24 protein-coding genes are annotated in these 26,718 nt (G+C 67.3%); 8 read left to right on the top strand and 16 right to left on the bottom strand.

Translation table 11 applies throughout. From position 1 onward, the window contains the following. The first annotated feature begins 64 nt into the window (after window positions 1–64). Entirely contained in the window at window positions 65–3,208 is a 3,144-nt protein-coding gene (locus ACEU5R_RS01525; protein WP_392408892.1) for a GLUG motif-containing protein, read from the top strand. 144 nt (window positions 3,209–3,352) lie between these two features. On the opposite strand, the gene ACEU5R_RS01530 is transcribed toward ACEU5R_RS01525, so the two are convergent. The 6 genes from ACEU5R_RS01530 to ACEU5R_RS01555 form a co-directional block, all read right to left on the bottom strand. Beyond that, entirely contained in the window at window positions 3,353–4,612 is a 1,260-nt protein-coding gene (locus tag ACEU5R_RS01530; protein WP_392408893.1) for a fimbrial protein, read from the bottom strand. A 51-nt stretch (window positions 4,613–4,663) separates the two neighbouring features. Continuing rightward, on the bottom strand, window positions 4,664–5,434 hold the full coding sequence (locus ACEU5R_RS01535; protein WP_392408894.1) for a molecular chaperone: 771 nt from the start codon (window positions 5,432–5,434) through the stop codon (window positions 4,664–4,666). Next, window positions 5,431–7,986, bottom strand: coding sequence for a fimbria/pilus outer membrane usher protein (locus tag ACEU5R_RS01540; RefSeq protein ID WP_392408895.1), 2,556 nt, complete (start codon window positions 7,984–7,986; stop codon window positions 5,431–5,433). The genes ACEU5R_RS01535 and ACEU5R_RS01540 overlap by 4 nt, the downstream gene beginning before the upstream one ends. A 127-nt stretch (window positions 7,987–8,113) precedes the next feature. Beyond that, complete coding sequence (locus ACEU5R_RS01545; protein ID WP_103275123.1) at window positions 8,114–8,863, bottom strand: molecular chaperone; 750 nt, start codon at window positions 8,861–8,863, stop codon at window positions 8,114–8,116. Window positions 8,864–8,877: 14 nt separating this feature from the next. Beyond that, complete coding sequence (locus ACEU5R_RS01550; RefSeq protein ID WP_392408896.1) at window positions 8,878–9,540, bottom strand: fimbrial protein; 663 nt, start codon at window positions 9,538–9,540, stop codon at window positions 8,878–8,880. 355 nt (window positions 9,541–9,895) lie between these two features. Then, window positions 9,896–10,936 (bottom strand): metal-dependent hydrolase, encoded by a 1,041-nt coding sequence (locus ACEU5R_RS01555; RefSeq protein ID WP_392408898.1) that lies wholly within the window; start codon window positions 10,934–10,936, stop codon window positions 9,896–9,898. Window positions 10,937–11,040: 104 nt separating this feature from the next. Between ACEU5R_RS01555 and ACEU5R_RS01560 the strand changes: the two genes are divergently transcribed. The 3 genes from ACEU5R_RS01560 to ACEU5R_RS01570 all read left to right on the top strand — a co-directional run bounded on the left by ACEU5R_RS01560 (window position 11,041) and on the right by ACEU5R_RS01570 (window position 13,267). Next, entirely contained in the window at window positions 11,041–11,691 is a 651-nt protein-coding gene (locus tag ACEU5R_RS01560; protein ID WP_103275126.1) for a DedA family protein, read from the top strand. Between the two features lie 190 nt (window positions 11,692–11,881). Beyond that, entirely contained in the window at window positions 11,882–12,385 is a 504-nt protein-coding gene (locus tag ACEU5R_RS01565; protein WP_103275127.1) for a hypothetical protein, read from the top strand. A gap of 231 nt (window positions 12,386–12,616) precedes the next feature. Then, window positions 12,617–13,267, top strand: a complete 651-nt coding sequence (locus ACEU5R_RS01570) for a dUTP diphosphatase (RefSeq protein WP_392408930.1) — start codon at window positions 12,617–12,619, stop codon at window positions 13,265–13,267. A gap of 80 nt (window positions 13,268–13,347) precedes the next feature. Here the strand turns inward: ACEU5R_RS01570 and ACEU5R_RS01575 are convergent, their stop codons facing one another. From ACEU5R_RS01575 to ACEU5R_RS01605, 7 genes are all read right to left on the bottom strand, one after another. Beyond that, complete coding sequence (locus tag ACEU5R_RS01575) at window positions 13,348–14,460, bottom strand: NADH:flavin oxidoreductase/NADH oxidase (protein ID WP_103275129.1); 1,113 nt, start codon at window positions 14,458–14,460, stop codon at window positions 13,348–13,350. A 190-nt stretch (window positions 14,461–14,650) separates the two neighbouring features. Beyond that, window positions 14,651–15,421 (bottom strand): amino acid ABC transporter ATP-binding protein, encoded by a 771-nt coding sequence (locus ACEU5R_RS01580; protein WP_103275130.1) that lies wholly within the window; start codon window positions 15,419–15,421, stop codon window positions 14,651–14,653. After that, window positions 15,418–16,089, bottom strand: coding sequence for an ectoine/hydroxyectoine ABC transporter permease subunit EhuD (gene ehuD / locus ACEU5R_RS01585; protein ID WP_392408899.1), 672 nt, complete (start codon window positions 16,087–16,089; stop codon window positions 15,418–15,420). The genes ACEU5R_RS01580 and ehuD overlap by 4 nt, the downstream gene beginning before the upstream one ends. Then, window positions 16,086–16,739, bottom strand: a complete 654-nt coding sequence (gene ehuC, locus ACEU5R_RS01590; protein ID WP_392408900.1) for an ectoine/hydroxyectoine ABC transporter permease subunit EhuC — start codon at window positions 16,737–16,739, stop codon at window positions 16,086–16,088. The genes ehuD and ehuC overlap by 4 nt, the downstream gene beginning before the upstream one ends. A 10-nt stretch (window positions 16,740–16,749) precedes the next feature. Next, window positions 16,750–17,634: an ectoine/hydroxyectoine ABC transporter substrate-binding protein EhuB gene (gene ehuB, locus ACEU5R_RS01595; RefSeq protein WP_103276553.1), complete on the bottom strand. Its 885-nt coding sequence runs from the start codon at window positions 17,632–17,634 to the stop codon at window positions 16,750–16,752. A gap of 214 nt (window positions 17,635–17,848) precedes the next feature. Beyond that, on the bottom strand, window positions 17,849–19,006 hold the full coding sequence (locus ACEU5R_RS01600; RefSeq protein ID WP_392408901.1) for an ABC transporter substrate-binding protein: 1,158 nt from the start codon (window positions 19,004–19,006) through the stop codon (window positions 17,849–17,851). Window positions 19,007–19,155: 149 nt separating this feature from the next. Further along, window positions 19,156–20,106 (bottom strand): ornithine cyclodeaminase family protein, encoded by a 951-nt coding sequence (locus ACEU5R_RS01605; protein WP_103275134.1) that lies wholly within the window; start codon window positions 20,104–20,106, stop codon window positions 19,156–19,158. A 233-nt stretch (window positions 20,107–20,339) separates the two neighbouring features. On the opposite strand from ACEU5R_RS01605, the gene ACEU5R_RS01610 reads away from it, so the two are divergent. Together ACEU5R_RS01610 and ACEU5R_RS01615 are read left to right on the top strand one after the other, a co-directional pair. Next, complete coding sequence (locus ACEU5R_RS01610) at window positions 20,340–20,765, top strand: OsmC family protein (RefSeq protein WP_103275135.1); 426 nt, start codon at window positions 20,340–20,342, stop codon at window positions 20,763–20,765. A gap of 148 nt (window positions 20,766–20,913) precedes the next feature. Continuing rightward, window positions 20,914–22,203: an Nramp family divalent metal transporter gene (locus ACEU5R_RS01615; protein WP_392408902.1), complete on the top strand. Its 1,290-nt coding sequence runs from the start codon at window positions 20,914–20,916 to the stop codon at window positions 22,201–22,203. Between the two features lie 67 nt (window positions 22,204–22,270). Here ACEU5R_RS01615 and ACEU5R_RS01620 read toward each other — a convergent pair whose 3' ends face one another. Both ACEU5R_RS01620 and ACEU5R_RS01625 read right to left on the bottom strand, forming a co-directional pair. Continuing rightward, window positions 22,271–22,516: an XRE family transcriptional regulator gene (locus ACEU5R_RS01620; protein ID WP_103275137.1), complete on the bottom strand. Its 246-nt coding sequence runs from the start codon at window positions 22,514–22,516 to the stop codon at window positions 22,271–22,273. Window positions 22,517–22,668: 152 nt separating this feature from the next. After that, complete coding sequence (locus tag ACEU5R_RS01625) at window positions 22,669–23,337, bottom strand: TetR/AcrR family transcriptional regulator (RefSeq protein ID WP_392408904.1); 669 nt, start codon at window positions 23,335–23,337, stop codon at window positions 22,669–22,671. Window positions 23,338–23,445: 108 nt separating this feature from the next. Between ACEU5R_RS01625 and ACEU5R_RS01630 the strand changes: the two genes are divergently transcribed. Continuing rightward, window positions 23,446–24,729 carry an MFS transporter gene (locus ACEU5R_RS01630; protein ID WP_103275139.1) on the top strand — a complete coding sequence of 428 codons (1,284 nt, stop codon included), beginning with the start codon at window positions 23,446–23,448 and terminating at the stop codon, window positions 24,727–24,729. Between the two features lie 54 nt (window positions 24,730–24,783). Here the strand turns inward: ACEU5R_RS01630 and ACEU5R_RS01635 are convergent, their stop codons facing one another. Beyond that, a complete protein-coding gene (locus ACEU5R_RS01635) occupies window positions 24,784–25,881 on the bottom strand; it encodes an SDR family oxidoreductase (protein ID WP_392408906.1) in 1,098 nt (365 codons plus the stop codon). A 138-nt stretch (window positions 25,882–26,019) separates the two neighbouring features. Here ACEU5R_RS01635 and ACEU5R_RS01640 point away from each other — a divergent pair, with 138 nt between their 5' ends. Then, window positions 26,020–26,628 carry a TetR/AcrR family transcriptional regulator gene (locus ACEU5R_RS01640; RefSeq protein ID WP_158658448.1) on the top strand — a complete coding sequence of 203 codons (609 nt, stop codon included), beginning with the start codon at window positions 26,020–26,022 and terminating at the stop codon, window positions 26,626–26,628. Window positions 26,629–26,718: the final 90 nt, after the last annotated feature.

Consider the following 26,718-nt stretch of genomic DNA (forward strand, 5'->3'; position numbering starts at 1 on the left):
CCCGAGTGCAGCAGCACCGTGCCACGCAGAATCCGGCACGTCATCCAACCCCAGAAGGAATCCCATGAACAAGACTCATACAGTGATATGGAACGCCAGCAAGGCATGCTGGACCGTGGCCAGCGAATGCGCCCGCCGCCGTGGGAAATCCGGCGTCTCCGGCGCCCGCGCGGTGCTGGCCGCCGTCGCGGCCGCCGGACTGAGCGCCCTGGCGCCGCAGGCCCTGGCCGCGCCCACCAACGGCACGGTCACGCACGGCAGCGCCTTCATCTGGCAGGACAATCCCGGCAACGTCGCCGGCCGGCCCACGAACACCGTTATCAGCCAGACCACGTCCAAGGCCGTCATCAACTGGAACACCTTCGGCGTGGCCGCCAACGAATCCGTCACGTTCAACCATATGGATCCCAGCCATATGACGCTGAACAACGTCACGAGCCTGGCCCCCTCCAACATCGCGGGCGCGATCAACGCCGTCGGCAAGGTTTTCCTGGTCAACCCGAACGGCATCGTTTTCAACAACACCGCGCGGGTCAACGTGGGCAGCCTGGTCGCCTCGACGCATGCCACCGATCCCACCGGGTTCTTCAACAACACCAGCGGCGTCTTCAACTTCGACGCGCCGGCCGGCCAGAACAACATGGTCACCAACCTGGGCCGCATCACCTCCAACTCTGGCGGGGATATCGTGCTGCTGGGCCATCGGGCGCGCAACGGTGGGAACATCCAGACCAACGGCGGCTCCGTCGCGCTCGGCGGGGCCGGCTCCTTCACGCTGCGGCTTGGCAATGGCCCGCTCAGCCTGAGCGCGAATACCAGCGGCATGTTCGCCGACGCCCAGAACACGGCCACAGGCACGATCCAGGCGAACGGCGGACAAGTCCTGCTGATGGCCCGCGACTCGCGGCCGGCCAGCCCGCTGCAAGCGGTGGTGAACAACGCCGGCCTCATCGAGGCCGGGACGCTGCAGGCCCGTCAAGGCAGGATCGTGCTTGATGGCGGCTCCGGCACGGTGCAGGCGGGCGGCCGAATGTCGGCCAGCGCCCTTGGCACCTACGGAGACGGCGGTTCGGTATCGATCCGAGGCGGACACGTGAGCGTGCTGGCGGGCGCCCAGGTGGACACGCGCGCGAGCAATGGCAACACCGGCACGCTGGATATCCGCGGCGACGCGCTCAAGGTGAGCGAGTCCGCCGCCATCACGGGCAACCTCCTGGCCAGCACGCTGGCGAATGCCTTGAACACAACGAACGTCAGCCTGGCCAGCAATGCCGGCGACGTCGAAGTGAACGCGCCGGTAAGCTGGAGCAGCGGCCACGCGCTGACGCTGGATGCAAGCCACGGCGGAGGCGGCAAGGTCGTGGTCAACGGCGCCTTGACGGCCAGCGGCGCGGGCACCGCCCTGAATCTGTCGGCAGACCGACTGATCGACATCTCGCAGCGGATCACCCTGAGCGGCGTGTCCAACCAGATCCACCTGCGCACGACCCAGTCCGGCACGCCCGGCCTCGCGCCAACCGCCAATTACGTGCTGAGCGGCCCCGCCGGCCAGGCCGCGATCAGCCTGTCGGGCGCCAATCCGCTGTTCACGTCCAACGGCCTGCGCCACGTGGTGATCCAGAACCTGGCGCAACTGAACGCCGTCAACGGCAACCTGTCCGGCTACTACGTGCTGGGCTCGGACATCCGAGGCGCGGGCACGGTGCAGTCCATCGGCGCCGGACAAGGCGGTTTCAAGGGGCTGTTCGACGGGCTGGGCAACAAGCTGGTCAACCTGACGGTCCAGAATCCGGACAGCGTCGCCGGCCTGTTCAGTGAGTCCACCGGCACGCTGCGCAATCTCATCCTGGACAACGTTCCCGGCACGGGTACGCAACACATGTACACCGGCACCCTGACCGGCCGCAACATGGGCACCATCTCCAACGTCCACGTCGTCAACGGCCGGCGCGGCGGCACCAACGCCCAGGACGGCGCGGTGGGCGGCCTGGTCGGTTTCAACAACGGCGGCACCATTGAGCGATCCAGCTACTCGGGCAGCGTCGACACCTCGTCGCAAACCTATGTCGCGGGAGGGCTGGTAGGCCTGAACGTGAACGGCACGATCAGGGACAGCAGCAGCAAGGGGTCGGTCAACAACTATGCCGGCCATGGCACCAACGTCGCCCATCTCGGCGGACTGGTGGGCATCAACCGGAATGGCATGATCAACAATTCCGCGAGCACGGCCTCGGTCACGACCAAGCAGCAGAGCAACATCGGCGGCCTGGTCGGCACCAACTCCGGCCAGATCATCGCCAGCACCAGCAGCGGCCGTGTCTCCAACACATGGGGCGGAAACGTCGGCGGACTGGTGGGTGAAAACACCGGCATGATTCTCGACTCCTCGCAAGCCGACGGCGAAGTCCAGGGGTCCGGCCTGGCCTCGGTGGGCGGACTGGTCGGCTTGAACGGCAACGGCGGCACGATCAACCGGGCGACCAGCAGCAGCGCCAGGGTATACCTGTCCGGCACGACCGCCAGCGTGGGCGGACTGGTGGGCATGAACGCGGCCGGAGCAACGATCAGCAATAGCGAGGCCCTGGGCAAGGATGTCCACGCCACCTCCACCACCGGCGTGCGGATCGGCGGCCTGGTTGGCGTCAACGACGGCGATATCCAGCAGAGCGCCGCCCGTGTGCGCGAGGTCAAGGGCGGGGGTAGCGCCTCCGCCGGCGGGCTGGTCGGCCGCAACACCGGCAACATCTTCGCATCTGAGTCCTCGACGCTGCTGACGGAAAGCGGGAACAACAGCCACGCGGGCGGAGTGATCGGCTACAACGAAGGCCGCCTCATGGCGACGGTCTCCTCGGGCCGCGTCGCCGCCGGTAGCTATTCGAACGTCGGCGGGCTGGTCGGAACCAACGGCGAACAGGGCAAGGTCCACTACTCGGCGTCGTCGGGCCCCCTGGTCGGCAAGACCGGATGCTCCGCCAGCAACACCAACTGCTCCTGGACTTCCCAACAAGTCACCATGGGCGGCCTGGTCGGGCTGAATCGCGGTCTCGTGTCTGGATCCACCAGCAGCAACTCGTTCCACGTCTACGATGCCTCCAGAACCGGCGGACTGGTGGGCATGAACCAGGGCGTCATGCAGTACAACACCGCGCTGGACGGCGCCGCGCAGCTCCGCCCGGCTGGTACCAATCAGGGCATCATCGAGCCTTGATCTGACAGCAAGCGCACGGGGCCGGTGCGCGCGCCGGCCCCGCGGCCCAGCCCCGGATCCACTGGAGGCGGATCCTAAAAGGCCACGCCCATGCATCAATCCCCGAGCAGCGATCCGCTGCGCGGGGATTTTCTTTCATGAGATTCAGTCGTAGCGCACCTGGAAGCGCACGCTGCTGTTGGCCGGCCCGGGCGTCACGCCCCCTTGGCCTTCATGGTCGGTCCGCACATAATGCGCCGCCAATTCCAAGGTGGTCGTCTCGCCATCCTGCAGCGTCCCATACTGCGGAAACTGGATATAGGGTCCGGCTTCCGGCGCGTCGCCGATGTTCACCTCCTTGCCGGGATCGTCGCGCCGCGTCAGCACGATGCCGAGATTCCTGGCATGGTTGATGTCGCTCTGATCCAGCCGCAATACATTGGGCCAGCCGGGCACCTTGCCCTGGAAGCCCGGAGAAAACGATATCTTGGGCTTGGCCCGCGCCGCGCAGTTGCTCAGCGAGATATCGAACGGCACGCTGCCGGCCCGGTCGCCTCGCCCGGGAAAACTGCCCCGGGTCACGGGTCCCATGGGCACTTCCCTGCCGCTGCCCTGATAGCTGGCATCCACGGCGCACACCGCCGTCACGACGGGAGGCGTCGTGCCGCCCCCACTGATGAGCTGATCGATATTGAAGTCGAAGCTGGTGTTGCAAGAAGGATCCGTGATCGGCCCCAGGTCCGTGCCCTCGGCAGCGGGCTCCGATTTCACTTGCACGACCTTGAAACGCATGCTGGCGCCCTGGTACGCCGTCGCCATTCCCGTCACGGGGAATGCGCCGATTCCAGGCAAGACATCGGAACCCATCTTCACCAGCTCCACGCGCAGGCTTACCTGCAATATATATGGGGCCATTTGCATATTGGCCAGCATGATCAGCTGATCAATATTGCGGACCGCGCGGATCGCCGTCGTCGCCTGCACCTCGCTGGCACTGTCCCCGGGCCCGGCTCGCAACCGGATCCCTATTCCTGAAACGTTCGTAGGAAAGATGGTGCTGCCGTCCGGCCTGACCCCGGTCCACGTCGCTCCGGCCGCCAGGTAGTACCTGTCCGTCGAGGCTGCCGGCACCAGCGTGGCGCTGGACGTCAACGTGACCGACCTGACGGCCAACACGGTGCCGTCCGGGATGACCTGGCTGCCGCCCACATTGCCGATCTGCGGAGGAATCCAGGCGCCCCCTGATGTCTGTCCGGCGCCGAACGACGCAATGCGGCATGTGGTCGCGCGCGCCGGCACGTTCTGGGCCCAGGCATCGACAGCCGGCAACGCGACACCGCCCGCCAGCAACAGCCCGACCAGCAGCCGGCTGGCCGGCCCCTCTTGTGGCGCGCGGGCCGGGCGATGAAACAGACGGTGGAACATGGTTTCTCCTTCTAGCTATGCCCGACCGGCCACGAGGCCAGCCGATGGCGCTCAATCGACGCGCGCGAACTCGGCCTGGGCGCTGCCGCGCTTGGCCGCCCCAAAGTCGTCCACCGACTCATAATCCAGCGACAGCCCGCCCTGATCGCGCGGCGCCGGCCAGCGTCCCACGAAGGACGCGGACGACAGGGGCGGGACGGTCAGCCCCGCCAGGCCATCCCCCTGGCTGCCGCGCACTTTCAGCGTCCGGAACGTAACGCTGTAGGGAGTGGGGTTTTCCGCCAACACGCGCATCGAACCGTTGCCGGCATCGCGCCAGGTCCAGCGCAGCTTGCCCGGCGCATCGCTTGCCTTTCCTTGCAGGCCCTCGGGCCGGAACAAGACCTTCATCGACAGGTGCAGTTGCAGGCGCAGGCTGTTCTGCTCGTCGCTTACGACCGGCACTTCCAGGAAATTCACCCAGAACAGGGACTCGCGATCCTTGGGCAAGGACTCGCCGGTATAGCGCAACTGCACCGCCTTGCGCTCGTTCGGCTCCAGGCGCAGGAGCGGCGGCGTCAACACGAACGGCACCTTCAGCCGCGCCAGATCGTTGGCGTCCCGCGCCTCGCCCCTGTCCAGCCAGGACTGCACCAGGATCGGCTCGGCGCCGATATTGCCGACATAGACGCTGATTGCCTTTTCGCGGGCGGGATAGACGAAGCGCGTGCCATCGACGGACATGTCCGCACGGGCGGCGCCGGCCAGCCCGGCCCATGCCGCCACGATCACCATGCCGGCCAAGCCCGCGTGGCGCAGTGCGAGAATGCGCCGGCCGATCATGGCTTCAACCCCGCCACCGGCATCGGACCGGCGGGTGATGCCGGCTCCGGCTGGCAGACGCTCTCGACCACATCGAAGCCGCTCTGGCCGCGCTCGCGCTCGGACAGCGCGTAGTCGATGCGGCAGCGCTGGTCGGCTTTGGATCCCCAGCGCACGCTGACGCGGCCTTCATCCTTGCGCACGCGCATGACGATGCGGCTGCCCTGGCCAACGCTGCCGATCACCTCGCCATCCTCGAGATCGTAGACCTCGGCGCCGAATGGCAGCGGAGCGCCATCCCGCTGTTTGCCATCGACCAGTACGGGCCTGGACCGGCGGGTGGGATAGGACAGCAGCACCACCGCGCCGGCGCGCGGTGCCACGGTACGCATATTGCTCAGCAGCTCTACGTCATCGGCCATGTCGGCGGAATCCAGTTCCACGTTGTTGCTTCGATACGGCATCAGATAGGGCACCAGGCCATAGCCCCGCCCATCGATGCGGCTGTTGCGGTCGCGGGTGGTCCGCGCGTCCTTGGCGTCCGGCGCATGCAGCAGGCCGATGGTGTCGCCCAGGACCGGCGCCAGCGTGACCCCGCCCGCGTGCGCCAGCACGTTGCCCGAGGCGCGCAGGCTGGTCTGCCGATAGTCGCGCCCCTGCGAGATGCTGGCGCCCACCTGGGCCAGGCTGCCCAGGTAGTCCAGGTTGCCGTTGGCCGATGACATGCCCGAGCGACTGTTGTAGCTGGTGCCGAGCGAATAGTTGAACAGCGAGTCCTCGCCGGCCGATCCGCCCACGCTCAGGCCGGAATTGGTGCCTCCCGCGCCGCTATGGCTGGTGTAGCTGTTGAGCAGGGGCGCGTCGTAGGACTTGCCCAAGGGGATGTTCAGGTTGAGGGTGACCGTGGTCTCGCGCTCGCGTCCCAGCGAATACAAACCGCCGTTGACAGTGCTGCGCTGCACGTTCAGCGCGTAGGACACGCGGCCCCAGTTGTTGTAGTAGCCGCCGCCAAAATTGATGTTGCGGCCCGCGCGCTTCCAGTACTGGATCGCAGAGCCATTCAGGTAAAAGGAGCCCAGCCTGTCACCGAGCGACTGGTTGATGTTGACATCGATGCGGTTGCGCAGCCGGCCGCCGGCATCGTAGTAGCGATCGGACTTCGGAATGTTGCGCTGGGCAACGGCTTCGTTGAAACCGACGAAGCCACTGGTCGAATAGCGATATGCCAGCACCGAGAAATTCGTGCCCGTCTCGGGCAGATTCTTGCTGTATGACAAACGATAGCTGGAGCCTGATGATTTTTCATTGGCCAGCTTGGCGGTCGCCGCCGTGATGTCACCGGCCAACGCGCCCCATTCGGTGTTGAGCACCGCGCCCAGCAACACCGAGCGATAGTTGCCGCTGAGCGCCAGCCCCCCGTAGGCCGTGACCAGATTGCTCAGGCCGCGCCGCACCAAGCCTTCGAACACCGCCGGCCCGCCGCTGCGATAGCCCGAGGCCATGGCCTGCCCCAGCGACATCGAGTAACGCGTTTCGCCGGACTTCAGCAGTTCGACGGTCGTGGCGAAAGGCACCGTGAATCGGCGCGTTTCGCCATTGGCCTCGACGATGCGCACCTCCAGGTCGCCGCCATAGCTGGCCGCCTGCAGATCCTCGATGACGAACGGCCCCGCCGCGACCGTGGTTTCATGGACCAGGAAGCCACGTTGATAGACGCTGACCGTGGCATTGGTCTGGGCGGTGCCGCGTATGGTCGGCACGTAGTTGCGCCGCTCGTCGGGCAGCATGCGTTCGTCGCTGGCCACGCGCACGCCGCGAAACGAAACCGGATCGAAGTACCGCCCATCGGAAGATGTCTCGCCCAACAGCAGCTCGGATTTCCAGGACGGGATGCCGGTCACCGCGTACAGCCGGCCCCGTTGATAGCGCGAGCCTTCTCGCGATCCCCAAGCCACCGAGCCATCGTGCCGCACGCGCCAGGAGGCGACGTTCAGCCCGGCGCTCAAACCCAGGTAGCCTCGGTCGTCGGAACGTCCGCCGCGCACGTACTGCGAATAGTAGTTGCCGGTATAGCCCAGCCGCGCGGCAGTGATGCCACTGTCCGACAAGGCCGGATCCACATAGATGCTGGCGCGTCTCGTACTCAGGTAGATGGTGGGCACGGTCAACAGCAATTGCTGTTCCGCCGCGTCGAACCTGGCCTGTGCGCCGGGAACATGGGTAGCCAGATCGCCGCAATAGGGCGTGTCTCCCAGCGCCGGACGCCCCTGCTCGGCAGCCTGGCGCTCAAGCTTTTCCATGTCGAACCCCGAACTGCGCAACAGTTCGACGGTGTAGCAAGGCGCCGCGCCATCCTGGCCGACGTCGCGGAATTCCACGAACGAGGCCCCGCGCCAGTTTCCGTTCACCAGCACATCGACGCGATACTGACCCGGCAACACGGCGTTAGGCTTTTCGAACCGGGAGAGATCGACGGAATCGTCCGAGACGCCGCGCAACAACATATTGGAATCGAACTGCACGTACTGCTTGGATTTACCCTGCGCCTGCGCATCCGCCACAATGACCAACATGCAAAGGCCCGCTATCCAGACCCGCCGTTGCCGCGACTTGCGCCTGTTTCCAGGACGAGCCGTCACCTGCATCGTCAAATGCATCGTTCTAGCCTTGCGAAAAAAATGGAGCCTTCAGAAGCGCCCGTCAGGGCAATGACAAGGGGCGCTGATACGAGTGCCTGCCGCCAAAATCATTGATGGCCCAGTAGTGGATCTGACTTTGGCCCGGCACGGGATTTCGACCGGCCGAAACAGGAAAACGCAACTTGGAAAATGGCGCCACCATGGCGTCCTGGCCTGCCCGGTCCAGGATCTCGCGACGCCCCGCCGTTTCCAGCTCGACGGACAAGAAGGACACGTGATACGGCGTCGGGTTGTGCACCTCAACGGCGCCTGCGCCTGGGACCAGCGTCCATTTCAAGCTGTCTGGCGCGTCCCCGGCATCTCCGGACAATCCGGTCGGACGAAAGAACAGCTTGACCCGGGTGCGAAACTGCAAGGTCAGCGCATTCTCCTCGCTGCTGCGCGGCGGAGTTTCCATTACGTTCAGGTAAAACAGCGACTCCCTGTCCGTGGGCAATGGCCGTTTGGCGTGGAACACACGCAGCAGCGCACTGCCGTCAGGCTCGACCCTGGTCAGGGCGGGTGACACGATAAAGGGCACCACCATCACTTCGGGCGACAAATCCGGGCGGCCGTCGTCAAGCCAGGACTGAGCGAGTATGGGATAGCTGCCCGGATTCCGCACCCGGATGCTGACATCCTTGGCCTTCTCTGGATAGACGATGCGCGTTCCCTCCAGAACCAGGGTTGCCTGCGCCACGCCAGCGCCGGCAACCCAAGCCATGACGCCCATGCACAACCAACGTACTGCAACACGCTTCATGGGCGTCATGCCTGCACCTCGACTTATCGGTAGGACACCTTGTATGCGATTTGCGAACCGGCGTTACCAGACTCAAGAGTGCCGCTGGCCCTGACATAGCCCGCCTCGAAGGTGAGGTCTCCGGCAAGGATCTGCGTGACGGCCGAATCGTTCGAGAACCTCAACTGAAGCGTCTGTACGTCGCTCGGAGACATGGTGCCTCGGAGGTCAAGCTTGTTGGTCTTGCCATTGCCGGCGTTCCAGATGCCGATCTCGATGCCTTTCGCCGGCTGGAAGCCAGTGACCATCAGATTGCCCGTGGCTCCATTGATGTTCGCCGAACCCTGGTCGAATTCAATGGCGGCGCCTCGCGTTTCGGTTTGTGCGGCGCCCGAGGCCGGGTTGGTAGGCAGAGGCGTGAGCAAGCTGCAATTGGACAGGCTGATCTTGAACGTCTGCTTGGAGCCAATGTTGGCGCCCACGGCCAGCGCCTTCGTCGCCGCATTGGGATCCACGTTGCCAAGCCGCACATCAGTGATGTTGCTCGCAGAACCTTGACCGCCATTGACGGAGCACGTGGTGTCCGACACGCTGCCCGTGAAGCGGATCTGACCGTCCCAGGCGGCCTGCGCGTGCGAAGCCGCCGGCGCCAGAGCCGCCAGCAGCGCGCCGGCAGAAATGAGATACGAGAGAGAACTGCGCTTCATCGTTGTCGTTCCTTATTGATTGGAGAGATGAAACCGGCGCGCCGCGGCGACGCATCCAGGCCTTGCCATCGGCGGAGTACCGGAAACCCGGAATCCTGATGCCGTTCCCTGATGCGGATACAGCCCGTTTGAAGCACCCGGATCAAGGATTCGGGTACTTTGCCAGCGGGCACATTTCGGGTCTCTTGAACGAAAACGAAATCTAGCTAGTAAAAATACGAGTTCCCCCTTCCCCCTTGCACAATGGAAGACAAGAATGCGACGCAGGGTGAAGCGCCATGGCGCGGCCTCGCGCCTGGCGACGACGATGCGGTTGACGGCCGCGCGGCGGTGCGCGGCCGGCATGGGCACGAACCTAGCGCAAGGCCTGGTCCGACCAAGCTCGCAGCGGCAACGGCGGCTGCGCATCCAGAATGCGCGCCAATACCAGTTTCAGCTCCGGCCAGCCCCCGCTGGCGCTGGGCCAGCGGCTGGGCACGACCGCGATCCAGCCGGCCCCCGGCGCGCGCTCGGCCATCTTGAAACGGAAGGTGTAGTGCCCCGCCACGCCCATGCGCAGGTCGGTCACCACCAGCGCATCGCCGATCACGTCATGGCGCAGCCAGTCGCCGGTGAACCAGCGCAGCCGGTCGTGCAGCGCGGATCCGGCCAGGTTGGCTCCAGCATCCGGGTTGAGCGGCAGGCGCAGCCATTCCGGCGACGTCCGATCAAACCAGCCCGATACGGCTTCGTAATAGTGATCGTCCGGCGTCTTGGCGAGCACGCGCCATACCAGCGTATTGAACGGCATGGGCACGGCGCGCAAGGCCGTGACCTCGATGCCTTGCGCGACCATGGCATCGCGCACGCGGTGTTCGGCCGCCACCCTGCCCGCCAGACCGAAACCCAGATAGACCGTGCTGAATGCCAGCGCCGTCGCCAGCAATCCGCGCGCGCGCGCCGTCATGCCCGCGGCGACCGCATACAGCGACGCCGCCAGCAGCGGCACCGTATAGACCGGGTCGATGATGAACACGGCCGCCCAGCTTTCCGGCACCGGCGCCAGCGGCCAGAACAGCTGGGTGCCATAGACGGTGAAGGCGTCCAGCAAAGGATGTGTCACCAAAACCAGCCAGAGCGTCAGGAACAGCCGCCTGCCCCCATAAGGAGCCTGCGGCCAATACCGACGTATCAGCCAGGCCAGCAGCGCCGCCAGGCCGGTCAGGACGAACAGCGAATGGGAAAACCCCCGGTGATAGGTCATCAATGAAACCGGGTCTGGATAGCGCATCAGCACGTCCAGGTCCGGCACGGTCGCCAGCGCGGCCCCCCAGAGCAGCGCCTTGCGCCCCTGGAAACGCCCCAGCAGGGCACCCTGTATGCCGGCGCCCAACACGGCTTGTGTAACGGAATCCATGATCCTCCGACAATCGGCTTCATTCATATGGCCGACGCATGCCGGTCCCACAATGCAGGCGTTAAGATACCCGATTGCATTCAGCTGATATTCAACTTCCGCACATGGATCAATACATAGACCAGATCGGCATGTTCATCGAGGCCAACCAGGTCTGGGCCGGACCGATCACCTTCCTGCTCACGCTGGGAGAATCCCTGGTGCTGGTGGGCCTGTTCATTCCCGCCACGGCGCTGATGCTGTTGACCGGCGGCCTGATCGGCGCCGGCACGCTGGATCCCTGGAACGTGCTGGCCTGGGGTGTCGCCGGCGCCATCGTGGGCGACGCGCTGTCCTACGGGCTGGGCCGCTGGGCCGGCCCCGGCGTGCTGCGCCGCTGGCCGCTCAAACAGCAACGCACAGCGGTGGCGCGCGCCAGGCTGTTCTTCTACCGCTATGGCTTCGCCTCGGTGCTGATCGGCCGGTTCCTCGGGCCGATCCGTTCCACCATCCCCACCGTGGCCGGCGTCATGGGCATGGCGCATGGCCGCTTCCAGCTGGCCAATGTGTCCTCCGCCATCCTGTGGATGCCGCTGATGCTGGCGCCGGGGTATGTCACCGCGCGCAGCCTGGGCTCGGCGGAAAACGCGCAACAGATCGCCATGTTGATCGGCGCCGGCTTTTCGGTGCTGCTGGGCGTCGGGCTGCTGGTCGCCATGCTGCGCAAAAAAGGGAGGCCCCAGCAGCCCCGAAGCGCGACGCGCCCCCCTCTCTAGGGACGCCCTGCGGACCGGAGCATGGATACCCCCGGAAGCGCTTGCGCGCCTCCCCGTTGAGGGGGCGCCGCTGAGGACCAGCGAAGCCGGATCCACGCGGCCCCGCTCTGGGAGAGCTGCGATGCGCTGGACGGGCTGCGGGCTGCGTGGATGGCATATAGTGCTGGAATGACGGAAATGGAGATGGCTGATGGCTCTGGGCGGCGAACCGAAGAATGGCGATTACGCGCGCTATGTCGAAGAACTGAGCCGTTCCGGCGCGTCGGGCTTGCCCAGCGCGCCTTCGCCTGAAGCGACGCGGTCTCCCGGCGCGACATCCGGCAGCGCGTCCTCGTCGGCGAGCCCGCTGTCGTCCGCGCCCTGGGGCAATGGCGGCACGCCGCCCGCGCCGCAGTCCAAGTTGCCCCCCGCACAATCAGATAGCGACGCCGCGACGCTGGCCAAGACCGCCGCCAAGCGCGGCGTCGGCAAGGTGCTGACGGTGGCCGCGACGGTGGTCGGCCTGATCGCGGCGCGCATCGCGCTGCAGGCGCTGAACAGCCCGCAGGCCGGACTGGACGATTTCATGCCCGCGGTGTTCCTGGCCTTCTTCGCCTTCATGCTGTTCAAGGCCGCCGGCGACGCCCGCAAGCCCGGCAAGCCGCCCGCCGGCAAACTGCCGCCGCTGAAGTCCACCTACCGCAAGGATGGCTAGCAGCAGCCAGGCCTGGCGCGTCCCCTGCCGGCATGGCCCCGCCAGATGCGGCCTGCCGGCTGCCGCCGACCGGATACGGCTAGCCAGATGCGGAGTGCGGCCGGCTGCCCGGCCAGCGCCCGGGCACGGCCGGCGCAACGCCACGGAGTGCTAACATCTGCGCCCTGCGCGCGATCCGCGCAGGTATTCCCGCGTCAAACATACGGAGCGAAAGTGAACACACCCGTCGGATTGAACCCGGCCCAAGCGGCCACGATGCTGAAACTGCAGGATCACCTGAACAGCATGATCAATCCCGCCTGGGTGACCAGCGGCTCGCGCTTCCTGCGCGCCGCGTTCGTGGAATCGGCCGAGGCGCTGGAACACCACGGCTGGAAGTGGTGGAAGAAGCAGACCATCGACCTGCCCCAGGTGCAGATGGAACTGGTCGACATCCTGCACTTCTACCTGTCGCACACCATCGTCCAGGCAGGCGGATCGATCGAAGGCGCCGCGGCCGAGCTGATGCGCGACCTAGCCGGTCCTGGCACCGTCACGCTGGACGGCGCCGCGCGCGAGCTGGCCACGCTGGACGTGCCCGAGCTGCTGGAACTGATCGGCGGACTGGCCGTGTGCGGCCGCGCCAGCTTCAAGGTCCTGGAACGCACCATGACCGCCTGCGAGATGGGCTGGAACGACGCCTACACCCAGTACGTGTCCAAGAACGTGCTGAACCTCTTCCGCCAGCGGCACGGCTACAAGGAAGGCACCTACATCAAGATCTGGAATGGCGAGGAAGACAACGTGGTGCTGGCCCGCCTGATGTCCGCGCTGGACCCGGCGCAGGCCGATTTCGCCGACCAGCTGCTGGACCAGTTGGAGCAGGCCTACGCCAAGCTGTAGTTCCTGGTCCGCAGCGGCGGTTCCAGATAAAAAAAGCGCCGCCTTGCCAGCGGCGCTTTTTCTTGCGTGCCGAATCCGCGTCAGCGCTGGCCGAAGCGCGTTTCCCCGAACAGCGCCTTGTGCTCGCGCGGCTGCGAACGCCAGTACTGGCGCGGCGCGTCGACCTGTCCACCGAGCTGCGCGGCCGCATGCCAGGGCCAGCGCGGGTCGTACAGCATGCCGCGCGCCAGCGCCACCATGTCTGCCTGCCCGCTGGCCACGATCTCCTCGGCCTGGGCGGCCTCGGTGATCAGTCCCACCGCGATCGTGGGCATGCCGACGCGGCGCTTGATCTCAGCGGCGAAAGGCACCTGGTAGTTCGGCGCGACCGGGATCTTCTGCTGCGGCGACACGCCGCCGCTGGACACATCGATGAAGTCGCAGCCGCGCGCCTTCAGCGCGTCGGCGAAGGCCGTGGTCTGCTCCAGGTCCCATCCGCCCTCCACCCAGTCCGTGGCGGACACGCGCACGCCCAGCGCGACGGATGCCGGCACCACGTCGCGCAGCGCCTGGAACACTTCCAGCGGGAAGCGCATGCGATTTTCCAGCGAACCGCCATAAGCGTCGTCGCGCCGGTTCGCCAGCGGCGACAGGAACTGGTGCATCAGGTAGCCATGCGCCGCGTGCAACTCGATGGCGTCGAAACCCAGCCGCAACGCGCGTCGGGCGCTGGCCACGAACGCATCGCGCACGCGGGCCAGGCCGGCGGAATCCAGCGCCTGCGGCGCCGGCTCGGATTCATTGTGCGGCAGCGCCGAGGGCGCCCAGCCCTGCCAGCCTCCTTCAGCGGACGGCACCAGCTGCCCGCCATCCCAGGGGGCGTGGCTGGACGCCTTGCGCCCGGCGTGGCCGAGCTGGATGCCCAGCTTGATCGGCGAATAACGGCGCATGGCCGTCACCACGCGGCCCAGCGCGGCCTCGGTTTCATCGGACCACAAGCCCAGATCGCCGGGCGTGATGCGGCCGTCGGGCTCCACCGCCGTCGCTTCGACGAACAGCAGCGCCGCGCCGGACAAGGCCAGATGGCCCAGGTGGATCATGTGCCAGTCGGTGGCACAGCCGGCGTCGGCCGAGTATTCGCACATGGGCGCGATCACGATGCGGTTGGCCAGTCGCAGGGGACCGGCCTGGGTGGGGGTGAACAATTGGCTCATGCGCAAGCGTCTCCGGGCAATGAAGCGCACAGCATAGCGCCGGCGCGCCGCGCACGGGCCGATCCCTGACGCCGCGACAGGGTCAAATCCCGCCGTGCGGCCCTGCGCCCGGCGCACACGACACGGCGCTCCCTGCCCGCCGCCGGACACGCGCGACATGCCTGCCCCCGCCCTCCGCCCCCGCCTCCGTTCACTGCCCTTCGATCACGCTGTCCAGGAACTGCCGCGTACGGGCTTCCCTGGGCTGGCTGAACAGCGTGGCGGACTCCGCGTCCTCGACGATATTGCCTTCGTCGAAGAACAGCGTGCGGTCCGAGCTGCGCTCGGCAAACTTCATCTGGTGGGTGACGATGATCATGGTCATGCTGCGGCGCGCGGACAGGTCGCGCAGGATCTGCAGGATGCCGCCCACCAGCTCGGGATCCAGCGCCGACGTCACCTCGTCGAACAGCATGATCTCCGGACACATGGCCAGGGCCCGCGCAATGCCAACGCGCTGCTTCTGGCCGCCGGACAGCTGCGCGGGATAGGTGTCCAGCTTGTCGCCCAAGCCCACCATCTCCAGGTATTCGACGCCGCGCTCGCGCGCCTGCTCGCGACTCAGGCCCTGTACCCGCAGCGGCGCCTCCATGGCGTTGCCCAGCGCGGTCATGTGGGGAAACAGGTTGAAGTGCTGGAACACCATGCCGATCTTGCCGCGCACCTTGCGCAAGTGAGGCGAATGCAGCCCCGCCGGCTTGCCGCCGGCGTCCGTCCACATGGGCACGCCGTCGATCTCGATCTCGCCGCCGCTGGGCCGCTCCAGCGTCATCAATACGCGCAGCAAGGTCGACTTGCCCGAGCCGGACGGGCCGATCACGGCCACGGTCTGGCCGGACGGGATCTCCAGATTGATGCCCTTGAGCACCTCCAGATCGCCGTAGCGCTTGCGCAGGTCGCGGATGTTCACACTGGCGCTCATCGTTTTCCTCCATGGCGTTGCAGGCGGGTTTCCAGCCCGCGCACGCCCCAGGCCGCCAGCAGGCTCAACGCCAGGAACAGCGCGCCCACCAGGGTCAGGGGCTCGGTGTAGCGGAACGTGGCCGAGCCGAGCATCTTGCTCTGCTGCAACAGCTCCACCACCGTGATGGCCGACAGCAAGGGCGTGTCCTTGAACATGGCGACCAGATAGTTGCCCAATGCAGGCACCACCGGCGGAATCGCCTGCGGCAGCACCACGTCCACCGCCGTGCGCCAGCGCGGCAGGTTCAGAGCGATGGCGGCCTCGGTCTGCCCCCTGGGTACGGCTTCGATGCCGGCGCGGTACACCTCGGCGCAATAGGCGGCGTAGTGCAGGCCCAGCGCCAGCACCCCGGTGGCCAGCGGCGACATGCGCAAGCCGGTCAGCGGCAGGACATAGAACAGGAAGTACATCTGCACCAGCAGCGGCGTGCTGCGCACGAACTCGATCACGAAGGCCGCCGGCCATGACACCAGCCGCAGCCGGGAGCGTCGCAGCAGCGCCAGCGCCAGGCCGAGCGTGACGGCCACCAGCATGCCCAGCACGGTCGCCTGGATCGTGACGACCAGGGCGGCGCCCAGCGTGGGCAGGATTTCAAGCGCGTATGACCAGTCGAATATCGGCGTCATCGGATGCGCAGCCTCCGTTCAAACAGGCGCACGCCCGCGGTGATCAGCAAGGCCACGGCGAAGTACATCAGCAGCATCAGGCTGAAGATCTCGGTGGTGCGCAAGGTCTCGCTGCGCAGCAGCTGGCCTCGGAAGGTCAGGTCGGTGATGGTCACCAGCGACACCAGCGCGGTGTTCTTGAGCAGTTCAATCAACAGATTGCCTGCCGGCGGCAGCATGGCGGGCACGGCCTGCGGCAAGACCAGCCGCCGCAGGATCTGCCCGCGCGTGAAGTTCAGCGCCACGCCCGCCTCGCGCTGGCCCGGCGGCACGGCCCGGATCGCGCCGCGCACCACCTCGGCGCCATAGGCGCCGGCGTTCAGGCCCAGCACCACGATGCCGACCAGCATGGCGGGCAATTGCAGGCCGAACAGCGGCAGCACGAAGTAGAACCAGAACAGCTGCACCAGCGCGGAGGTGCCACGGAATACCTCGACGTAGACGGAGGCCAGCCAGCGCAGCGGGCGCCGCGTCGACAGACGGCCGACGCCCGCGACCACGGCCAGCGGCGCGGCCAACGCGGCGGCGCCCGCCATGACTTGCAGCGTCACGCCCAGCCCGTCCAGCAGCGGCGGCGCCAGCTCGCCCAGGGTATCGATCCAGCTCGTCATGGCGCCACCCTCACTGGCCCGCGCACAGCTTGGCCGCCGTCATGCCCTTGGGCAGCTCCTCGGCCGTGAAGCCGAAGGGCGCGACCAGTTTCTTGTGCTCCTCGGTGCCCAGGAACTTGGCCAGCTCGGCGTTGAACGCGTCGACGAAGGCCTGGTCTTCCTTGCGGAAGGCATAGGCGCCATAGCCGCGCACGCCCTTGCCGTCGATCACCGGATCGGTGAAGGGCTCGGCCTTTTCCAGGCCGCTGTCCTTGCCGGCCTTGCCCATCAGGTCGTTCACGGTCAGCGCGGTGGCGGCATAGGCGTCGGCGCGCCCGGCCTGCACGCCGGCCAGCGCGCTCACCGCGTCGGGAAACACGATGGTGCGGTCAGGCGGCACCTTGAGGCTGGCGGCGTAGTCCGATTCGATCGCGCCCACCACCACGCCCAGCCTGGCGTTGGGGTTCCTGGCCGCGTCCTCGTAGCTGTGCAGGTTCTTGGGATTGCCCTGCTTGACCAACAGGGCCTGGCTCACGCCATAGGTGGGATTGGAGAACGCCGCCTGGCGGCAGCGTTCGGGCGTCACGTACATGCCGGCGGCGATGATGTCGAAACGTTTGGCCTGCAGGCCGGGAATCAACGAGCCGAACTCGGTCAGCACGCCCTCGACCTGGTTGACGCCCATGCGCTTGAGCACAACCCGGGCGATTTCGACGGACTCGCCCGTCACCTCGGCGCGCTGGCTGTCCATGTAGGCGAACGGCGCCTCGTTGGCGTAACCGATGCGGATCTTGCCGGCCGCCTTGGCCGCCTCCAGCGTGCTGACGGCTCCCTTGGCGCCCGCTGAGCCGGCCTGGCTGTCGGAACCGGAGTCCGAGCAGCCTGTCAGCCCGGCTGCGCCCAGGACCAGCAGCATGCCTGCCAGCCAGGCGTGGCGGCGGGAAGCGCGCGGCAGAGTGGTCTCGCTCATCGTTTTCTCCCATGTCGCAATGTCTTCGCTAGAAATCATACGTCAATAAATAATTTCATCACTAATCATATGAACATAAAAAAGCAGGCCGAGGCCTGCTTGGAGAGTCGCCGCCCTGGGCAGCGGCGGCGAATGCGAGGGATCGCTACAAGACGTGTCCTTATTGCCCGGCGTAGGAGAAACGGCCGTTCTTGACCACGCCCATCACGCGGGCACGCTCGTCGAAGCCCTGGTGATCTTCCTTGGAAATGTTGAACACGCCATTGGGCACGGCCAGGTCGCGGGTCGACTCCAACGCGTCGCGCAGCGCCTTGCGGAATTCCGACGTGCCGGGCTTGGCGCCGCCCTTCAGGGCGCGGGCCACGGCCGAATCCAGCAGCATCCATGCGCCGTAGGCGTCGCCGGCGAACTGGGTCAGCGTATGGGCGCCGTACTGGGCTTCATACTTGTCCGCGAACGCGACCGCCACCTGCTTGACCGGATTGGAATCGGGCAACTCGCGCGCCACCACGCCGGGGCCGGTGGGAAACAGCGTGCCTTCCACGTCCTTGCCGCCGACCTGCAGGAATTCCAGCGTACCGATGCCGTGCGTCTGGTAGATGACGCCGCCATAGCCGCGTTCGAGCAGCGTCTTCTGCGGCAGGGCCGAGGGCGTGCCGGCGCCGGCGATCAGCACCGCGTCGGGCTTGGCGGCGATGAGCTTGAGCACCTGGCCCATCACCGACGCGTCGGTGCGCTGGAAGCGTTCCTGCGCCACGATCTTCAGGTCGGCGCCGGCGGCGGCGCTGAATTCCTTCCACCAGCTGTCGCCATAGGAATCGGCGAAGCCGATGAAGGCCACGTTCTTCAGGCCCTTCTTCTTCATGTCCTGGACCAGGGCGGTGGCCATCAGCGAGTCGTTCTGCGGCATCTTGAAGGCCCAGGCGCGCTTGGGATCGGACAGCGGCTCGACAATCACGCTGGAGGCCGCCAACGCGATCATCGGCGTGCCGGTCTCGGCCAGCACATCCAGGCCGGCCAGCGCGGCCGCCGTGATGTTGGGGCCGACGATGGCGTCGACCTTGTCCTCCGAGGTCAGCTTGCGCATGTTCTTCACGGCGCGGCTCACATCGGTGCCGTCGTCCAGCACCACGTAGCGGGCGGGCTGTCCGCCCAGCGTGGCCGGCCACAGCCGGACCGCGTTGTTGGTCTGGATACCGATGGCCGCGGCGGCGCCGGTGGTGGACACATCCACCCCGATCACGATTTCGGCATGGGCGGACAGGGCGGGAACGGACAGGACGGCGACGCAGGCGAGGCGCGCGAGCAGGCGGGACATGACAGCGGATCTCATGAAAAGCAAAGGCCGGTACGGCAAAAACGGGCACGGGGATAGTAGCCCAAACCGGCGGCGTCCCTTGCGCGGCGCGTCAAGGCGCGTGGCGCGGCGCATCCGGGCGCGCGCGGCGTGGCGACTGCCTCGCGTCTTCAGTTCATCGGGTTCGCGCCCGTGCGGTTCTCGTAGACCAGCGCCGCCAGCGTCAGGTCCTCCAGCGCGCTGCCGACCGCCTTGAATACGGTGATCTCGCGCGCGTCGCGGCGGCCCGGCGCCTTGCCCGACACCAGATCCGCCAGCGTGCCGCGCAGGTCTTCGCGCTTCAGCACGCCGGCCTGGAACGCGGCCAGCAGGTCGCCGGCCTTGGTCGGCGCTTCATCGGTATCCACATAGACGGACGTGCCGTCGAAGCAGGCCGTGTCGGTTTCGATCATGTCGGGCTTGAAGCTGCCGATCAGGTCCAGGTGCGTGCCGGGTTGCAGCCAGGCGCCATGCACCAGCGGCACGGTGGACAAGGTGGCGCAGCTGACAATGTCCGCCTGCCGCACCGCCACTTCCAGATCCTCGGTCGCGGCCGCGTCGTACCCCTGCGCGCGCAGCTCCTCGGCCAGCGCCTGCGCGCCGGCCGCCCGCAGGTTCCACACCAGCACCTTGCGGATCGGCCGGACCGCGCGCATCGCCTGCGCCAGCAATCCGGCGATGCGGCCGGAGCCCACGATCAGCAACACGGCGGCGTCCGGCCGCGCCAGGTACGAAGCGCCCAGCGCCGCCGCGCCGGCGGTGCGGAACACCGTGACGATGTCGCCATCGACCTGCGCCAGCGGCACGCCGCTGCGGGCGCTGTACAGGTTATAGGTCGCGTGCAGGCCCGGCAGCGACTGGCGCGTGTTCTCGGGAAAGATATTGATCACCTTCACGCCGAAATAACCGCGTTCGTTCCAGGCCGGCATGATGAGCGAGGTGCCATGCGCGCCACCGGACTCGATCGCGTGCACATGGCGGGCCGGCACGTGAGCGCCTTGCGCGAAGGCCTCGCGCAGCGCGGGAATGGCCTGTTCGAAGGACAGCGCGCCGCGGGTTTGTTCCGTGTCGATCACCAGCATCTTGATTCCGCACCTGTATGTAATTGTTCGAGGGCCAGTGTGACGGCGCGCGCGCCTGCTGGCAAGCGCATCGCCGCGCGCGCACTCGATGTCGATGCAATGGCGCGGGCTTGCGGTTACATCGGCTTGCCCGGGCCCGCGTCCGGTCGCCGTAACATGACTGCCAGGCTTCGCCGCAACGGCGCACCGGCGTGGCGGACGCCTCACCTTTTCCCTGATGAAGGAGTCTACCCATGAAGAAAACCGCAACCGCCGCCTGGTCGGGCGATCTGAAGACCGGCAAGGGCACGATCTCCACGCAAAGCGGCGCGCTCAAGGAACAGCCTTACGGCTTCAACACCCGCTTCGGCGACACGCCCGGCACCAATCCCGAGGAACTGCTGGGCGCGGCCCATGCCGGCTGCTTCACCATGGCGCTGTCCAACATCCTGGCCGAGGCCGGCATGGTTGCCCAGCGACTGGACACCAAGGCGGAGGTCACGCTGGACAAGGCCGACGGCGGCTTCGCCATCACCGCCGTGCACCTGACCGTGGAAGCCGTCATCCCGGGCGCCAGCGCCCAGGCCTTTGAAGACGCGGCCCGCAAGGCCGAGACCGGCTGCCCGGTGTCCAAGGTCCTGAAGGCGAAGATCACCATGGACGCGCGACTGAAGGCCTGAGGCCGGTCCGCCGCCTCGCGCCTGCCCCGGCCAGCCGGGGCGCGCCGCCCGCCGCATCATTGGACCGCCCTATCCCGGGCTTGGCGAAAATCAATTTGACGGGCGTTCTGCCTAAGAGAATAATGAGAACCATTCTCAGGAGTGGTTCATGACCGGACTCATCGTCGCGATGTCGGGCGGCAAATCCGCCCTGGCGCAGAACGCCCAGCTGTCCACCAGCATGCGGCGCATGGTCGGCTCGGGCCTACTGGTCGCCGTCGGCTACATCGACCCGGGCAACTGGGCCACCGACATCGCCGGCGGCAGCGGCTTCGGCTACGGCCTGCTGTCGGTGGTCATCGCATCCGCGCTGCTGGCCCTGGGCTTCCAGGTGCTGGTGTCGCGGCTGGCGCTGGCCACGGGCCAGGATCTGGCCACCCTGACCGCGCGCCACCTCTCCCCCCGCATGGCCAAGGCCGCCTGGCTGGCCGGCGAGGCCGCCATTCTCGCGACCGCGCTGGCCGAGCTGGTCGGCGGCGCCATCGCGCTGCGCCTGCTGTTCGGCCTGCCCCTGCTGGGCGGCGTGGCGGTGACAGGCGTCGGCACCTTCGCCGTACTGGCGCTGACGCGCGGCAACGCCGACCGCCACGAACGCGTCATCGCCGTGCTGCTGGCCATCGTGGCCGCATCGTTCGTGTTTTTGCTGTTCAAGGCCAATCCCGCCTGGACCGAGGTCGCGCAAGGCGTCGCCCGGACCGGCGGCGCGCTGCGCGATCCGCAGGGCTTCCTGATCGCGCTGGGCATCCTGGGCGCGACGCTGATGCCGCACAACCTCTACTTGCATTCGGGCTCGCTGGCCGAACGCGCCCGCAGCCTGCCTGCGGACGCGCGCGACATCGCGATGCGCGTGGCGCGCAATGACACCGCGCTGTCGCTGGGCGTGGCCATGCTGATCAACGCGGCCATCATGATCGTGGCCGCCGCATCCCTGTCCGGCCCCGGCCTCATCGTCTCCAGCCTGGACGACGCCCACGCGGCCATCGGCCACACGCTGGGCGCGGGCGCAGCCATCATCTTCGCGGTGGCGCTGTACGCCGCCGGGCAAAGCTCCACCATCACCGGGGTGCTGGCCGGCCGCATCCTGTCGCGCGGCTTCCAGGCCGGCAGGAACTGGTCCGACCGCCGCCGCGCGCTGGTCACCCGGCTGATCGCGGGCGCGGCCGCGGCGGGCCTGCTCGGCTACTCGGGCGGCCAGGATCCCGACGGGTTGCTGGTGCTGAGCCAGGTGATCCTGAGCCTGGCCCTGCCCTTCGCGCTGGCGCCGCTGGTGCTGCTGGCCTGCCGCAAGTCCATCATGGGCCGGCACGCGCTGCGCGGCGCCTGGGCCTGGGCTGCCATCGCGGCCACCGTCGGCATCATCGCGTTGGATGGCTATCTGCTGGCCGATACCTTGCTGTAACGCGGCATCCGCGCGCAACCGCGTCATGGCAAACAAAAAAGACGCCAGCATCGCGCTGGCGTCTTTTTCACTTGCCCTTGCGGGAGGCGTCCCGATAGGCAGAAATCACCGGATGGTGCCGGCGTCCGGCATCCATGTCATGCAGCATCTCGCCCAAGGCGCCGCCGAAGGCCGCCATGCGCAGCTTCAGCCGCCGCCAGGCCTGGCGTCCGAAGGGCCCGTCCGACAAGGCTTGCGCCTGGATGGCTTCCTGGATCAGGGTCCGTTCCAGCTCGTCGGACATGCGTGCATGCTTCAACGTGGCATCGCTCATGATTCTCTCCCGGAGAACTCACGACTAGGAACCAGCATCAGCCCATGCTAGATCCGCGTGACCCGCGCCGCAATGCAATTTTCCTATCAGATTTTCATCTCTTGCTTAATGCGGACTAGCCCCTAAACCTATCGAACTAGACCGGCCGCGCCTTAATCGCCCGCGCGCCGCGGCGCAACATCCGGCGTCGGACCGACCCAGGCGTCGATCAGCCGTCCGGCGGCCTGGGCCAGTTGCCCGGCGGGTCCGCCCTCGTGGAACAGCTGGCTGGATACGAACGCCCCTTCGAGCAGCAACAGCAGGCCGTCGCCCAGCGCCTGCGGATCGGTCGCGCCCATGCCGCGCGCCATGTCGGCCAGCCGCCGGCGCAGCTCGACCTTGTGCTCGACGGCCACGGCGCGCGCCGGATGCGGATCCTCCGGGTATTCGACGGCGGCGTTGGTCAGGCCGCAACCCCGGTAGCCGGCCTGCACGGCGCGCTGGCTCAGCCCGGTCAGGTAGGCCATCAGCTGCGCCCTCGGATCGCCCGGATGCGCGTCGCAGGCGGCGTTGAAGCGCCCCCAGAACTCGGCGTCGTAGTCGCGCAGATAGGCGGCCGCCAGCTCGTCCTTGGACGCGAAGCTGCGGTACAGGCTGGGCTTGGTCACCCCGGCCTGGGTGACGATGGCGTCCACGCCCACGGCGCGGATGCCGTCGCGATAGAACATTTCCCTGGCGGTGCGGCGTATCCGGTCCGCCGCCAGCAGCGGCTTGTCCGGGGATTGCGCGTCCGCCGCGCCGGCGGCCGGACGCTTGCGCGCAACGGTGGATTTGCTGGCCATGTGTCGCTCCTGTGCAAAGAAGGGCCGCCCGGTCGCGCAAAAACAACTTGACGGCGTTACTAACCGGTACGTACGATTCGCACATCTCAACACGTACCGGTCAGTAACATGAGTATACCCCACCCCCCATTCCCGTTCCGCCGCGCCGGCCAGCGGTACGCCTTCGTGGTCGTCGCGGTGATCTTCCTGTCGCTGCTGGTGTCGGCCGGCCTGCGGTCCACGCCCAGCGTGCTGCTGGTGCCGCTGGAGGAATCCTTCGGCTGGAGCCGCAGCTCGATTTCATTCGCCGCCGCGCTGGGGATCTTCCTCTATGGACTGGTCGGTCCCTTCGCCGCCGCCGCGATGGAACACTTCGGCCTGCGCCGGGTGCTCATTGGCGCGCTGAGCCTGATGGCCGCGTCCAGCGCGGCCAGCGCCTATATGACCGAACCCTGGCACCTGCTGCTGAGCTGGGGCGTGTTCTCGGGCATCAGCTCGGGCGCGGTCGCCATCGTGCTGGGCGCCACGGTCGTGAATCGCTGGTTCAGCGCCCATCGCGGACTGGTGATGGGCCTGCTGACCGCCAGCGCCGCGACCGGCACGCTGGTGTTCCTGCCTGCCCTGGCCGCGCTGGCTTCCTCCGGCGACTGGACCCGCGTGGTCTGGGCCGTGGCCGCGGCCGCGGCGGCCCTGGTGCCGCTGGCCTGGTGGCTGGTGCCGGACCGGCCCGCGCAGGTCGGACTGGTGCCTTACGGCAGCGATCCCGCCTCGCCGCCGGCGCCGGCCGCGCCGCGCACCGGCATGATCGCCGCCACCTTCGGTGCGCTGGGCCGGGCCGCACGCACGCGCACGTTCTGGTTCCTGTTCGCCACGTTCTTCATCTGCGGCTTCACCACCAACGGCCTGGTCGGCACGCACCTGATCGCGCTCTGCGGCGATCATGGCATGCCCGAAGTGCAGGCCGCCGGCCTGCTGGCGCTGATGGGCGTCTTCGATCTGGTCGGCACCACCGCTTCGGGCTGGCTTACCGACCGCTACGATCCGCGCAAGCTGCTGTTCGTGTATTACGGGCTGCGCGGGCTGTCGCTGATCTACCTGCCCTATTCCGACTTCTCGTTCTACAGCCTGTCGATCTTCGCCATCTTCTTCGGCCTGGACTGGATCGCCACCGTGCCGCCCACGCTGCGCCTGACCACCGAAGCCTTCGGCGAGCGCGACGCTTCGATCGTGTTCGGCTGGATCGTCGCCGGCCACCAGCTGGGCGCGGCCAGCGCGGCCTGGATGGCCGGCTTCGTGCGGCAGTCGCAAGGCAGCTACCTGACGGCCTTCGTGCTGGCCGGCATGACCGGCATCGTCGCGGCGTTCATCGCGCTGATGATAGGCAGGAGGCGCATCGCGACGGCGCCCGCCTGAGCATCGCGCTGGCACGCCAGGGCCGCGCCCGGGGGCACGGCCCTGGCTACCCGTTCAGAACCAGCCATGCTGGCGATACCAGCCCACGGTATCGGCCAGCGTCTGCGCCAGCGGACGAAAATGCAGGCCCAGTTCGTGCTCGCTCTTGGCCGGATTGAAGCGGGTCCGCCCCGCCTCGCGCGCCATCAGTCGCACCGTCGCCAGCCCCAGCAGCACCGGCTTGCCCGTGATGCGCGCATAGACTTCCTGAATGGCCGCCAGCGCGTACAGCAAGGACAGCGGCAGCTTGCGCGTCGGCACGGGAATTCCGGCCACCTGCCCCAGCAGCGGGATCAGTTCCCCCATTTCCATGTGGCGCCCGGCCGCCAGATAGCGTTCGCCCCGGCGACCACGTTCGGCCGCGGCAATCTGGGCCAGCGCCACGTCGCGGGCATCGACCACCGAGAAACTGCCGGGCACCAGCCCCGGCAGCTTGCCGCGCGCCACGTCATTGACCAGTTGCCCCGCCGAGGTCGGCCCGATATCGCCCGGCCCCCACATCCAGCCCGGCAGAACGAAACACGCGTGCATATCGGGATGCAGGCGCAGGAACGCGCGCACCGCGTCGTCGGCCAGTATCTTGCTGCGGTAGTAGTCGTCAGCATCGGCGGGCAGGCGGTCGCAGGTTTCATCGATCAGCGTGCCGGGCGGTCCGTCGAGCACGGCAATCGAGGATGTATGCACGAATCGACGCACGCCCGCGGCATGCGCCGCGGCAATCAGCGCCGCCGTGCCGTCCACGTTGATGCGCCGCAGTTCGTCCCAGTGGCGGCCGCCCTTGTAGCTGTCACGGAAATGGGCGGCGGCATGAAACACCACATCGCAGCCGGCCAGCGCGGCAGCGAAGGCGCCGACCTCGCCCATGTCGCCCTTCACCACCTGCACCTGCGGCAGATCCGCGAACTGCTGGCGCGCCTTGTCCACGGATCTGGCCAGCGCCCGCACCGCGATGCCGCGCGCCGCCAGTTCGCGCACCAGGTTGTTGCCCAGCAGGCCCGTGGCGCCGGTGACGAAGGCCTGCCGGATGGGCCGGGCCCGGGGCTCCTGTGCCTGGACACCCTGGTTGCGCACGGCGCCAGCCTGTGACGGCGCCTGATGGTCTTGGTGGTGCATGTAGCGATCTCTCCGGGGTGATTGGGCGCGCGCCCAGGTCCAGGATGCGCCCTTTTCAGATATCAAATGATATTTAAATAGCAGATGGTATCCTCATCCGGCAAAATCAGTCAATCCAGATATCTATCGATATTTAAAATGCCACACCCCCGCCTGACACGTGAAGAAAGCCAGGAACAGACGCGCCAGCGCCTGATCGCCGCGGCCTGCAAGCAAGTCGCCGAGCGCGGCTTCGCATCCACCACCGTGCGCGATATCGCCAGGGAGGCCGGCTATACCCAAGGCGCCTTCTACTCCAATTTCCAGAGCAAGGAAGACCTGCTGCTGGACCTGCTGCGCCAGCACAAGGCGCAGGAAGCCGAACGCATCACAGGCTCGGTGGCCACGGCGGGCCAGGACTTCGGCAAGGCCTTCGAGGCGCTGGAGCACTGGGCGCGCGATTTCGGCATGGATGCCTCCCAGGCCCTGCTCGCGACCGAGCTGCAACTGCTGGCCGCGCGCAATCCGGAATTCGGCCGGGCCTACGCCGCGCTGATGGCGGACCAGCGACGGATCTACGCGCAATTGCTGGAACGATTGTTCGCGCTCGCAGGACGGACGCCGCCCGTTCCCGCCGAGGAATTGGCCGGCAGCCTCATGGCCCTGGCGCGCAGCCAGGCCATCGATCATGCGCTGTATGGCGCGGCGTCCGCCGGCGACATCCTGATCGCCGTGCTGCGCGGTCTGTTCCAGCCCCCGCCGGCATGAGTCCGGGCATCCGCCCTCTCCCCGCCTGGCGATGAAAAAAAAGCCGGCGCGATCCTCTCGCGCCGGCTTTTTCACGCACCGAACCTCGGG

Origin of the sequence: Achromobacter sp. 413638, from assembly GCF_043119405.1 — a bacterium.
GTDB lineage: Bacteria > Pseudomonadota > Gammaproteobacteria > Burkholderiales > Burkholderiaceae_B > Achromobacter.